This window comes from Microbacterium radiodurans (assembly GCF_008710705.1).
Lineage (GTDB): Bacteria > Actinomycetota > Actinomycetes > Actinomycetales > Microbacteriaceae > Microbacterium > Microbacterium radiodurans.
Window position 1 is genome coordinate 725,012 of the sequence record NZ_VYRZ01000003.1, and the last position, 11,746, is coordinate 736,757.

At 70.0% G+C, this 11,746-nt stretch carries 14 protein-coding genes; 10 read left to right on the forward strand and 4 right to left on the reverse strand.

Translation table 11 applies throughout. The annotated features are described in order from the left end of the window. Window positions 1-70: 70 nt before the first annotated feature. Both F6B42_RS13710 and F6B42_RS13715 read right to left on the reverse strand, forming a co-directional pair. Window positions 71-1,375 (reverse strand): MFS transporter, encoded by a 1,305-nt coding sequence (locus tag F6B42_RS13710; RefSeq protein ID WP_150420226.1) that lies wholly within the window; start codon window positions 1,373-1,375, stop codon window positions 71-73. A 34-nt stretch (window positions 1,376-1,409) separates the two neighbouring features. Further along, the gene (locus F6B42_RS13715) at window positions 1,410-1,880 is read right to left on the reverse strand and encodes a MarR family winged helix-turn-helix transcriptional regulator (protein ID WP_191089371.1); all 471 of its coding nucleotides are present in this window, start codon (window positions 1,878-1,880) and stop codon (window positions 1,410-1,412) included. A gap of 73 nt (window positions 1,881-1,953) precedes the next feature. Here F6B42_RS13715 and F6B42_RS13720 point away from each other — a divergent pair, with 73 nt between their 5' ends. Continuing rightward, window positions 1,954-2,859, forward strand: coding sequence for a carbohydrate kinase family protein (locus F6B42_RS13720; protein ID WP_223878512.1), 906 nt, complete (start codon window positions 1,954-1,956; stop codon window positions 2,857-2,859). Here F6B42_RS13720 and F6B42_RS13725 read toward each other — a convergent pair whose 3' ends face one another. Together F6B42_RS13725 and F6B42_RS13730 are read right to left on the reverse strand one after the other, a co-directional pair. After that, window positions 2,860-3,390 carry a C40 family peptidase gene (locus F6B42_RS13725; RefSeq protein WP_150420229.1) on the reverse strand — a complete coding sequence of 177 codons (531 nt, stop codon included), beginning with the start codon at window positions 3,388-3,390 and terminating at the stop codon, window positions 2,860-2,862. A 287-nt stretch (window positions 3,391-3,677) separates the two neighbouring features. Next, complete coding sequence (locus F6B42_RS13730) at window positions 3,678-4,049, reverse strand: VOC family protein (RefSeq protein ID WP_150420230.1); 372 nt, start codon at window positions 4,047-4,049, stop codon at window positions 3,678-3,680. Between the two features lie 145 nt (window positions 4,050-4,194). Here F6B42_RS13730 and F6B42_RS13735 point away from each other — a divergent pair, with 145 nt between their 5' ends. The 9 genes from F6B42_RS13735 to F6B42_RS13775 all read left to right on the forward strand — a co-directional run bounded on the left by F6B42_RS13735 (window position 4,195) and on the right by F6B42_RS13775 (window position 11,366). Further along, window positions 4,195-4,620, forward strand: a complete 426-nt coding sequence (locus F6B42_RS13735; protein ID WP_223878513.1) for a MarR family winged helix-turn-helix transcriptional regulator — start codon at window positions 4,195-4,197, stop codon at window positions 4,618-4,620. A 22-nt stretch (window positions 4,621-4,642) separates the two neighbouring features. Continuing rightward, complete coding sequence (locus F6B42_RS13740; protein WP_150420231.1) at window positions 4,643-5,104, forward strand: DUF3817 domain-containing protein; 462 nt, start codon at window positions 4,643-4,645, stop codon at window positions 5,102-5,104. A 9-nt stretch (window positions 5,105-5,113) separates the two neighbouring features. Next, window positions 5,114-5,560, forward strand: a complete 447-nt coding sequence (locus F6B42_RS13745; RefSeq protein WP_150420232.1) for a DoxX family protein — start codon at window positions 5,114-5,116, stop codon at window positions 5,558-5,560. A 23-nt stretch (window positions 5,561-5,583) separates the two neighbouring features. Beyond that, window positions 5,584-6,327 carry a DUF1684 domain-containing protein gene (locus tag F6B42_RS13750; RefSeq protein ID WP_191089372.1) on the forward strand — a complete coding sequence of 248 codons (744 nt, stop codon included), beginning with the start codon at window positions 5,584-5,586 and terminating at the stop codon, window positions 6,325-6,327. Between the two features lie 70 nt (window positions 6,328-6,397). Then, window positions 6,398-7,909 (forward strand): ABC transporter substrate-binding protein, encoded by a 1,512-nt coding sequence (locus tag F6B42_RS13755; protein WP_150420233.1) that lies wholly within the window; start codon window positions 6,398-6,400, stop codon window positions 7,907-7,909. Window positions 7,910-7,944: 35 nt separating this feature from the next. After that, window positions 7,945-8,892, forward strand: coding sequence for an ABC transporter permease (locus F6B42_RS13760; protein ID WP_223878515.1), 948 nt, complete (start codon window positions 7,945-7,947; stop codon window positions 8,890-8,892). Continuing rightward, window positions 8,889-9,761: an ABC transporter permease gene (locus F6B42_RS13765; RefSeq protein WP_150420235.1), complete on the forward strand. Its 873-nt coding sequence runs from the start codon at window positions 8,889-8,891 to the stop codon at window positions 9,759-9,761. The genes F6B42_RS13760 and F6B42_RS13765 overlap by 4 nt, the downstream gene beginning before the upstream one ends. After that, complete coding sequence (locus tag F6B42_RS13770; RefSeq protein ID WP_150420236.1) at window positions 9,758-10,597, forward strand: ATP-binding cassette domain-containing protein; 840 nt, start codon at window positions 9,758-9,760, stop codon at window positions 10,595-10,597. The genes F6B42_RS13765 and F6B42_RS13770 overlap by 4 nt, the downstream gene beginning before the upstream one ends. Then, window positions 10,590-11,366: an ABC transporter ATP-binding protein gene (locus tag F6B42_RS13775; protein ID WP_150420237.1), complete on the forward strand. Its 777-nt coding sequence runs from the start codon at window positions 10,590-10,592 to the stop codon at window positions 11,364-11,366. Before F6B42_RS13770 ends, F6B42_RS13775 begins: the two co-directional genes overlap by 8 nt. Window positions 11,367-11,746 lie beyond the last annotated feature (380 nt).

Sequence of the window (11,746 nt, forward strand, 5' to 3'; positions counted from 1 at the left end):
ATCTGCGCCGCGGAGGCTGTTCCGGCCAGAACCGTCCTCCGTCCCGCAGATCTCCTCCGACTGGTGATTGTCAGGCGTCGCCCTGGCCGATGTCGGCGGCCTCGGCGACGGCAGTCTCGTGCGGACGGCCGAGGTGACCGAGCGTGCGCCCGGCGACGGTCATGATGCCGATCGCGATGATCAGCGCGCCGACCCCGAGCCAGTAGGGCGCGCTCGGGGTCACCGCAGCCGCCAGGGGGCCGGCGACCGCGGGAGCGATCGCGCCGCCGATGAATCGCACGCCCGAGTAGGTGCCGCTCGCGACGTTCCGCGGCAGATCGGTCGCCTCCATGACGGCCTCGGTCAGGGCGGTGTTCAAGACGCCGAGGAAGAGACCCGCGACGATGACGGTGGTGATGAGCACACCCGCATCGTCGATCCCGATGGCGAGCACGGCCTCGGCCACGGCGAGCAGCCCGAGCATCGCGAACAGCACCGGGCGCAGCCCCAGTCGGCGCGTCAGCACGGGAGCCGCGAGCACCGAGGTGAGTGCGACGGCGAGACCCCATCCGAAGAAGACGAGGCCGAGCTCGTGCGCCCCGAACGTCATGCCGGCTCCCGCTGCGGCCGCCTCGATCGGGTACGGGCTGTAGGCGAGGAGGACGAAGAAGGCGACGTTGTAGAAGAAGGCCGTCAGCGACAGCGTGAGGAGCGCAGGGTTGCGCAGCGCGCGGAACGACGCGAAGAACGACACCTTCGCGGGCGCGGCGGCGCCGGCGGCGGGCGCGGGGGAGCGGAAGACGACGAGGATCGCCAGAAGGGCGAGGGCCATGAGAGCCGCGGTGCCGAAGAACGGCCCGCGCCACGAGAGCTCGCCCAGCGCCCCGCCGAGCAGCGGTCCGACCGCGAGTCCGATCCCGAGCGACGCCTCGTACAGCACGATCGCCTGTCGGCTGCCTCCGCTGGCGGCCCCGACGATGGCGGCGAGCGCCGTCGCGATGAACAGGGCGTTGCCGACGCCCCATCCCGCGCGGAAGCCGATGATCTCCACCACACCGCCTGACAGGCCGGCCGCCGCGGCGAACACCACGATGAGGGCGAGTCCGACGAGCAGAGTCCTCTTGACGCCCAGGCGCGAAGACACCCAGCTCGCGAAGAGCATGACGATGCCGGTGATGAACAGATAGCTCGTGAACAGGAGCATCGTCTCGGACGGCGTCGCCTCGAGCTCGCGGCTGATGGCGGGAAGGATCGGGTCGACCAGCCCGATGCCCATGAACGACACCGTGCACGCGAACGCGATCGCCCACACGGCGACCGGCTGCCGCCAGATCGAGGTTCCGCCACCACTCGGCTGCGTGGTCGCCGCGGCGTGCGTCGCGGTCGTCGCGGTCATGATTCCTCCACCTGTTCCGTCCTCATCTCGTCGTTCATCGCAGTTCGGGCTCGCCGAGCAGCGCTTCGAGCAGATCCGCCGCGCGCGCGAGCGCCGCCCGGTCCGTCTCGTCGAGCCGGTCCCAAGCCGGGCTCGTCAACCGCCGCGCCTCCTCCCGGAAGCTCCGGAACTGGGCGCGACCGGTGTCGGTGATCGATACGAGCGATGCGCGCCCGTCCGTAGGATCGGCGGTCCGCGTGACCAGACCGTCTCGCTCCATACGCCGGACGAGCGTCGTCATGGTCGGCTGACTGACGCGCTGCCACTCGGCCAGATCGCTGACCCGCGTCGCCCCCAACTCGTCGAGAGCCGCCAAGGTCCGCCACGTGCCGGCCGCAGTCGGCGACTCGACACGCCGTGCGACGGCCCGGTTGTAGCGGCTGGACGCCGACATCAGGCGGATCGCCGCGCTCGGGAAGCCGTCGCTCCCACCAGCGTCATCACGAGCAACCTCCGAAAACTGCATAGCAAAACTATATACCTTGCGCCGGGCGGCGGCGCTAAGCTGACCGCGCCCACCAACCAGCCCTCGGAGGATGATGAACCAGCACCGCGCACCCGAGGTCCTCGTCGTCGGCGAAGCTCTCGTGGACATCGTCCGCTCGGGCGAGGGCGACGTCGAGCACGTCGGCGGGAGCCCCGCGAACGTGGCGCTCGGGCTCGGCAGGCAGGGCGTTGCGGTGGCCCTCCTCACCCGCATCGGCGACGACGCGCGCGGCCGCAGCATCCGAGAGCATGTGGCCGCCGCCGGCGTCGATGTGCTCGCTGCGTCGACGACCGCCGACCCCACCTCGACCGCGGTCGCGACGATCGGCGCAGACGGATCCGCAGACTACGAGTTCGACATCCGGTGGGACATCGACCCGAGCGCGACCCCTGCGACGGCCCGCATCGTCCACACCGGCTCCATCGCCGCATTCCTCGAGCCCGGCGCCGGGCGGGTCCGCGAACTCATCGCACGAGCCGGCGACGCGATCGTGACATTCGACCCGAACATCCGGCCCGCCCTTCTCGGTGAACGCGACGACGCGGTCCGGACCTTCGAGTCGATCGTGCCGCTCTGCACGATCGTGAAGATGAGCGACGAGGATGCCGCGTGGCTCTATCCCGGTGCCGCGGTCACCGAGGTGCTCGACCGCCTCCTGTGCCTCGGCGCCGAGGCCGGGTCGATCACCCGCGGGGGCGACGGCGCGATCCTGGCCTCGGCGCGGGGCGCCGTCGAGGTCCCGGGCGTCGCCGTCGCCGCGGTCGACACCATCGGTGCGGGCGACACGTTCATGGCTTCGCTGATCCATTCGGCACTCCGCGACGGCATCCCGAGTACGCCGGAGCAACTGGCGACCGCGGGCGGGCGCGCCGCGCGGGCGGCTGCGATCACGGTCTCGCGAGCCGGCGCCGACCTCCCCTGGTCACGCGAGCTGGACGGCCCCTTCGAGGCGAGCTGATCACCGGCCGACGTCGTCGGATCCGCGCAGCGCCGACAGCGACTCCGCCTGCTGACGCTGGGCGGCTGCTTCGGCCGTCTCGTCCGTCGGCCAAGCTCGGGGCTGCGCGCCGGCGAGAACCCGATCGAGAGGAACCCAGCCCCACCACGCCGGCGCCGTCCAGCCGGGGGGCGGCGGCAGCGACTCGACCTCGTGGATGCGGTCGATGCGCACTCTGTCCCACGCGTGGATGATGCGGCCGTCGCCGAGGCTCAGCCCGACATGCCCCCAGGAACCCTCGACACCGTCGATGACGCCGACGGCGTCGTAGAACACGAATGCGCCGCGGGGCGGGTCGCCCGTCCGGCGGTGGTCACGGTAGAGGTCGGCCGAGTCGGCCGCGGAGTCGCCGCCGAACACCTCGAGATCGTTGGGCCGCTCTACCGCATCCTCGACGAAGGCGAGGCAGCGTGTGGCGTAGGCGGGGGAGCCGAGACGGGCTCGCGCCCACTCGATGGCGTGGTCGGCGATCTGGCTCGTGCTCCGGTGCATCGCACGAGCGTAGGGGAGGCGGGCCGTGGTACGCCAGAGCGCACACGACGATGCCCCCGGCATCCTTCTCGCGAGAAAGGACGCCGGGGGCATTCGTGTCAGCTGTCAGCGGCCGCCGTTGATGAGTCCGAGCCATTGACCGAACGGCTTCTCGCCGCGTATGTCGGTGTGGTGCTCGGCCTGCTCTTCGTGCGTGATCATCTCGATCCTCCCCGCCTCGTGCTTTTCTCGATCCTGCACGGGGGACGGCTGCAACGGAGGGTCCTTGACGCCGGCCCATCGAGGCGTTATCCGCGCGCAGGAAGCTGCTGCAGCGTCCACGAGTTGCCGTCGGGGTCGTCGAAGGTGACGAAGCGTCCCCAGTCCTGCTCGTCGACGCCGCGCGCGTCCACCCCCGCCTCACGCAGTCGTGCGAGCGCTGCGTCGGCGTCCGCGACAACGGCCTGGACGTTGTCGCGCGACCCGGGTGCGAGCCGGCTGCCGAGGCCGGTGCCGATCGCGATCGAGCAGGCCGATCCCGGTGGCGTCAGCTGCACGAACCGCAGCCCCTCGTACGGGGTCTCATCGTGGTCGGCGTGGAAGCCGATCCGCGTGTAGAACTCCTTCGACCTGTCGACGTCGGCGACCGGCACGAAGATGAGCTCGATCTTCAGATCCATGACACGCTCCTTCGCTGTCGTCCTCGTCGACGCGCTCGTCGACATCGACGGGATGCCGCGAAGGCTACGCCCCATCGCCGACACGGCGCGAGACCGATGCGATCCTCCTCGGCGCGGACGGCCCGCTCCTCCTACAATCGAGGACGTGCCGGAAACCACCGCCCCGCAGCGCGAACCGAGATTCAGTCCCGTAATCGCGCTGATCGCGGTGTCGGCGTCCTGGGAGGGACGGCTGTCGGCTGCGCTCCGCGATCTCGGGCTGTCGACCCGCAAGTTCGGACTGCTCGGTCACATCGGCTCCGAGCCCGGGATCTCGTTCTCGGAACTGGCCCGCCGCTCGCACATCACCGTGCAGTCGGCGCACACGGCCGTCCGCACGCTCGTCGACGAGGGACTCGTCGCCGATGCGACCGCTCACGCGGGATCCGCATCGGATCTCCGGATCACGGCGAAGGGGATCGCGGTCATGGAGCAGGCGCACCAGCGTCTGCTCGAGCTCGACTCTACGCTGAGCGACAACATGCCCCGGCTGGCCCAGTCGATGGACGGCGTCCGCGCAGGAATCGTCTAGGCCGTCCGGATAGGGTTCGGGGGTGTTCCGAACCCCGCTGACCGCCTTCCGTTCACTCGCGATCGCGGAAGCGATCTCGTGGACGCTGCTCATCCTCGGACTGGTGATCCGCGCGCTGTTCGACCTGCCCGTCGCGGTCACGATCGGCGGCGGCATCCACGGGTTCGTCTTCCTCTGCTACGGCGCGACGGCCGTGCTCGTCGCATGGAACAACCGGTGGCCGCTCGTGCCGACCGTCTGCGCGGTCGGCGCCGCCGTCATCCCGTACGCGACCATCCCCACCGAGATCGTGCTGCGCCGGCGCGGTCGCCTCGCCGGATCCTGGCGCACCGAGGCGAGCGACGATCCGCGCGACGCGCGTGCGCTCGATCGGCTCCTGCGCTGGTTCGTCAACCGGCCGATCGTGCTCGCCGTCATCCTCGCGGTCGGGATCGTCGCCGCATACACCGCGCTTCTCGTCATCGGGCCTCCCGGTCGCGCGTAGCGTCGACGGATGCTGCGCACCCTCGCGCGAGCCCTGCTCGCCGCCCTCCTCATCGCCGCCGGCGTCGCGCACCTGACCGTGCTGCGCCGCGGGTACCGGATAGCCGTGCCCGACTGGGCGACCCGCCTCCTGCGCACGGACAAGGACATGATCGTGGTCGCCAGCGGCGCCGTCGAGATCGTTCTGGGAGCGGCCGTGATCGGTCTCCCGCGCGAGCGGCGCCGGGTCGGCGCGGCCGTCGCCGCCTTCTTCGCGGCCGTGTTCCCCGGCAACGTCCATCAATGGCGGACCGGCGCATCGGCGCCCGGCCTCGACACGGATCGCCGGCGGGCCGCGCGACTGCTGCTGCAGCCCGTGCTCGTGATCTGGACGATCTGGGCCACGGGGGAGCCCCGCGACACGCCCGGGCGAGCAGTTCGGCGGCGTGCAACAGTGCGACACGGAATTTCTCGGTGACACGCCACGTTTGGTTGCCTGTCATGGTGAGCACATCCGCGTCCGCAGCAAACGACTATCTCGCATGGGCGGAGTCCCGCCGCGCGGCCGTGACCGCGCCGCTCGGTTCCCTCTCCCTCGTCCTGACCTCCTGGTCGGCGCCCGGAGAACCGGCCGTGCCCGACGAGGAGGCGCGCGCCGGGCACCCGGTCGACGCGCAGCTCACCCGGCTCCAGCGCAGCGACATCGAGTCGGGTCTGCCGCAGGAGGGTTACCGCATCTGGCGGGAGGACTCACCGGCCCGTGAGGCGTTCGAGGACATCGAGCGCTGGGACTACGACCCGGCGTGGGTGCTCGAGGGCCGCTTCGAGCTCGTCGACGAGGACCGCGTCGTCCCGTTCGAGCACATCAAGGACGGCGGTGCGACCCGTGGCCTGCCGGTCTCGGGAGATCTCGTCTTCGACATCGACGGCACCGAGTACCGTCTCGCCGCGTTCGACACGAACTACGGCGGACCGAAGCTCCATCTCGTCTTCGGCGATCGCACCAACGGCGCCGAGAGCTACGGCGCCGGCCGGTTCCTCTTCCTCGATCACCCCGGCGCGACCGGCGACCTCGTCCCCGGCGACAGCATCCCGGTGACGGTCGACTTCAACCGCGCGGTCGTTCCGCCGTGCGGTTTCTCGAATCAGATGAACTGCCCGCTGCCGCCGCTGCAGAACCGCCTTCCGTTCCCCGTCCGCGCGGGCGAGAAGAAGGTCCGCTACGCCGGCGACTTCGCCCTCTGAACATCCCCCGAAACGGTCGCGCGCCCGCACCTCGCGCCGCCGCATCCCACTCCACAGCAAAGGAAACCCCGTGACCTCACGCGGCCTCTCCCGGTTCGCCGTCGCCACCGCCGCGGCGACGGCCGGTCTTCTCGTCCTCGCCGGATGCTCCGGCGCCGCCGATCCGGCGGACTCCGCCGCCGGCGACTCGAACGTCGAGATCGTCGTCGGCTCCCAGAACGAGCCCACCAACCTCGACCAGATCTTCGGCGGATCCTCCGGTGTCACCGAGGTGTTCACCGGCAACGTCTACGAAGGCCTGTTCCGGATCACCGATGACGCCGAGGTCGAGCCGCTGCTCGCGTCGTCGACCGAGATCTCGGACGACGGACTGACCTATACGTTCACCCTCGAGGAGGCGACCTTCCACTCCGGCAAGGAGCTCACCGCCGAGGACGTGAAGTACAGCCTCGAGCGTTTCGTCGGCGAGGAGTCGATCGCCGCGCGCAAGCGTCAGCTCAGCGTCATCGACACCGTCACGGCCGTCGACGACAAGACCGTCGAGGTGACCCTGTCGCAGCCCTCGATCAGCTTCACGTACAACCTCGGCTACGTCTGGATCGTGAACGAGGATGCCGGCGACCTCACCGCCAGCGAAGACGGCACCGGGCCCTACGCCCTCGCGGACTACCGCAAGGGCGACTCGATCAGCCTCGAGGTGAACGACGAGTACTGGGGCGACGCACCCGCCAACGGCGGCGTGGTCTACCAGTACTACGCCGACCCGACGGCGCTGAACAACGCCCTGACGACCGGCGCGGTCGATCTCGTGACGAGCCAGTCGAACCCCGACAGCATCGGCGAGTTCGAGGCGGCCGGCTTCCAGATCATCGAGGGCACCTCGACGACGAAGGAGCTGCTCGCGTTCAACGACCGGGTCGCGCCGTTCGACGACGTCCGCGTCCGCAAGGCGATCTATTCCGCCATCGACCGCGAGAAGCTCCTCGACGCGATCTGGGACGGGCGCGGCGAACTGATCGGCTCGATGGTCCCGCCGTCGGAGCCGTGGTACATCGACCTCGCCGACAACAACCCGTACGACCCCGAGCTCTCCGAGCAGCTGCTCGCCGAGGCCGGGCAGTCGGGCGGCTTCACGTTCACGGTCGACACCCCCGACTCCGGCGTCCACTCGACCGTCGCCGAGTTCCTGAAGTCGGAGCTCGCCAAGGTGGGCATCACGCTCGAGATCAACATCATCACCGACGACGAGTGGTACCAGAAGGTCTACACCGAGAAGAACTTCGAGGCGACGCTGCAGGGTCACGTCAACGACCGAGACATCAACTTCTACGGCAACCCCGACTTCTACTGGGGCTACGACAACGCCGACGTGCAGACATGGCTGGCCGACTCGGAGGCCGCGGCATCCGTCGAGGAGCAGACCGAGCTCATCAAGAAGGCGAACCAGCAGATCTCCGATGACGCCGCGAGCGTCTGGCTCTACCTGAACCCGCAGCTGCGCATCGCGGCCGAGGGCGTCTCGGGCGTGCCGAAGAACGGTCTGAACTCGCTCTTCTACGTCTCCGACATCACGAAGGCCTGATCTCCATCACCCGGTATCTGTTCCGACGGACAGGATTGCTGCTGCTGGCGTTCGCGCTGGCGGTGGTGATCCTGTTCGTCGTGCTGCGTGTGCTCGGCAACCCGGTGTTCGCGCTCATCTCGGTCGGAGCGACCGACGCCGAGATCGCCGCGGCCGCGGCGCGCCTGGGCGTCGACCGACCGATCCACGAGCAGTTCCTGTCGTACCTCGGACAGCTCGCGAGCTTCGACCTCGGTCGCTCGTTCACGAACAACCTGCCGGTGGGCGACGAGATCCTGCGGCGCCTGAACGTCACGCTTCCGCTCACGCTGATCGCTTTCGCGCTGTCGGTCCTCATCGCCGTTCCGGTCGGCTTCGTCGCGGCGTGGAAGTCGCGCACCTGGTACGGCACGGCGTTCTCCGCCGTGTCGCAGCTCGGCGGCGCGATCCCCGTCTTCTGGGTCGGCATCCTGCTCGTCGCCGTCTTCGCCCTGAACTGGCGCCTCCTCCCGGCCGGCGGCTTCCCCCGTCGCGATTGGGAGGACCCCGCGGCCGCCCTCGTGTCGCTCACCCTCCCCGTGCTGACGATCGCGCTCGTCTCGGGCAGCGACCTGGCCCGCTACGTGCGCAGCGCCACGCTCGACATCCTCGGGCAGCAGTACCTGCGCGCCGCCCGCGCCACGGGGCAGAGTTTCACCACCGCGCTGTGGCGGCACGGGGTGCGCAACGCCGCCCCGCCGCTCATCGCAATACTCGCGATCCAGCTGTCGACGACGTTCGTCGGCGCAGTCATCATCGAGCGCGTATTCGCCCTGCCGGGACTGGGTGACATGCTTCTCGTCGGCATCAAGGAACAGGATTTCCCGAGCGTGCAGGGCGTTCTGCTGTTCTCGACGGCGCTCGTGCTGCTGCTCGGGTTCGCGGCCGACATCCTCCAGCGCGTCATCGATCCGCGGCTGCGCGACACCATCTCCGGCAACCGGCGATCGAAGGCGGCGGCATGACGGCCACGACGCTGCCCGACACCGGGACGACGGCTCTGCCGCAGCGGCGCCCGCGCCGGCGACGCTCGATCAACCTCGCCGTGGGCGGTGCGCTGTTCGGGCTCATCGCCGTCATCGGCCTCGTGTCGGTCTTCTGGACCCCTTTCGCCTTCGACGACACCGGCGGGGGACGCCTGCAACCGCCGTCGGCAGAGCACTGGGCCGGCACCGATCGCCTCGGTCGCGATCTGTTCACCCAGCTCATGATCGGTGCGCGGCTCGCCCTCGCCGTGGGTTTCGGCTCCGTCGCGATCGCAGCCGTCGTCGGCATCGCCCTCGGCCTTCTCGCCGCTGCGGCGCGCCGCTGGGTCGATGATGCGCTGACGAGCCTCCTCGACATCGCCATCGCGTTCCCGACACTGCTCCTCGCGATGCTCATCGTCGCCTGGCGGGGCGCGTCGCTCGAATCGGCCATCCTCGCGATCGGCCTCGCGGGTTCCGCGGTGATCGCCCGGCTGACGCGCATCGCCGCCACGCGCGTGCTCGCCATGGACTACGTCACGGCGGCACGGACGTCCGGCACCGGCACCGGCGGGATCATCGTCCGCCACGTGCTGCGGAATGTCTGGCCGACGCTCATCGTCCCCCTCGCGCTGCAGTTCGGCGGTGCCGTCGGCGCCGAGGCGTCGCTGTCGTATCTCGGCCTCGGGTCGCCGCCGCCGAACGCATCGTGGGGTCGCATGCTGGAGGAGGCGCAGAGCACCGTGCTCGTCGCGCCGACCGCGGCGATCCTGCCCGGCATCCTGCTCGTCGCGTTCATCATCGGCGTCAACCTGCTCGCCGACGGACTCCGAGACGTCGCGGACCCGGCCTCGAGGAGCATCCGATGACCGTCATCCTCGAGGCGACCGGGCTGGGAGTGCGGCTCGGCGACGATCGCACGCTCGTCCACGGCATCGATGTGTCCCTCGCGCCGGGGGAGCGGCTGGGCGTCATCGGCGAATCGGGCTCGGGGAAGTCCCTCACCGCGCTGGCGATCCTCGGGCTGCTGGCGCACCCGCTCTCCGCGTTCGGGTCGGCGCTCGTCGACGCGGGCTCCGAGCGGGTCGAGGTCGTCGGCGCGAGACCCCGCCGGCTCGACGCCGTGCGGGGGCGCACGGTGTCGGCGGTGTTCCAGGAACCGCTCGCCTCGCTCGATCCGCTGATGCGCGTCGGCAAGCAGATCGCGTGGCCGCTCGCCGCGCACCGGGGTCTGCGCGGCGACGCCCTCCGGCGGGGGGTGCTCGACGCCCTCGCCGAGGTGCAGCTGCCCGAACCCGAGCGGATCGCGCGTTCGTTCATCCACGAGATCTCCGGGGGGCAGCGCCAGCGCGTGGCGATCGCGCTCGCTCTGGCCGCCGGACCCCGGATCCTCATCGCCGACGAGCCGACGACGGCGCTCGACGTCACCGTGCAGGCGGGCATCCTCGAACTCCTGCAGCGGGAGGTCTCGCAGCGCGGCATGACCCTGCTGTTCATCAGCCACGACCTGCCCGTCGTGTCGCAGATCGCGGATCGTGTCCTCGTCATGCGCGACGGCCGTCAGATCGAGCTCGATGAGACGACCCGCATCCTCCGCGCCCCGCGGCACGAGTACACGCGTCGGCTCGTCGCCGCCTCCCGCGCTCTGGACGGGTTCCTGCCGCCGGCGACCGAGCACCGGCCGGAAGGAGCGAACGATGTCTGACCCCACACCGATCCTCGAAGCGGATGCCGTCGAGTACTCCTACGGGCGCGGCGCGCAGGTGCTCCACGGCGTCTCTCTGAAACTCGCGCCGGGCGACGCGCTCGGTCTCGTCGGGGAGTCCGGTGCCGGCAAGACCTCGGTGCTCCGGCTTCTCCTCGGACTGGCGACCCCCACCCGGGGGCGCGTGCTGTTCGACGGCGACCCGCTGCGCGGGGACGACCGCCGAGGCATCCGCTCACTCCGCCGTGCGGTGCAACCGGTGTACCAGGACCCGTTCTCCTCCCTGGATCCCCGCATGACGGTCGGCGCCTCGATCGCCGAGCCGTTGCGTTCGCTCGGCGTCGAGCGCGACCGGGCCCTCGTCGAGGCCCGTGTCGCCGAGCTCCTGACCGCCGTCGATCTCGATCCGGATGCCGCGAAGCGCTACCCGGACGCGTTCTCGGGCGGACAGCGTCAGCGCATCGCGATCGCCCGTGCCCTCGCGCCGCGTCCGCGGGTGCTGCTGGCAGACGAGCCGGTGAGCGCTCTCGACACGTCGGTGCGGATGACCGTGATCGACCTGCTGCAGCGGCTCGCCCGCGAGCAGGGCATCGCGATGCTCCTGGTGTCGCACGACCTCACGATCGTCTCGGCACTCTGCCGTCGCATGGCGGTGCTCGAAGCGGGACGCGTCGTCGAGGAAGGGCCGACGGGGGAGCTGCTCACTGCGCCGAAGCATCCCTACACGTCGCGTCTCGTGGCGTCGGTGCCGCGTCTGCCCGCGGCGTGAGGCGGCGCGACACGCCCGGGATGTGGGGTTGTTTTGCCAGGATGCCGGGAGCCGCGTAACTTATTACTTGTTCGCCCCACAGGGAAGAGCGAGAAGGCCGGAAGGCCTCGCCGCCCCCTCAAGCGGCGGACCAGATCCCATCCCAAACCTCGTTGCGAGAACAGGACTTCGCGTCTAGGATGGGTCTTCTACCCCGAACGCCGGTCTGAGACCGCATGAACCAGAGGTTTGTGACGTTCGTGGGAGTGTTTGGTGCCTTCTGGGCTGGTTGTGAGACTGGCTGGGGGAGCGTCCGATCCTTGAGAACTCAACAGCGTGCACTTGTCAAATGCCAAATAACCTCGTCTCCACTTCGGTGGGGTGAGATTCCTTTGGATCAA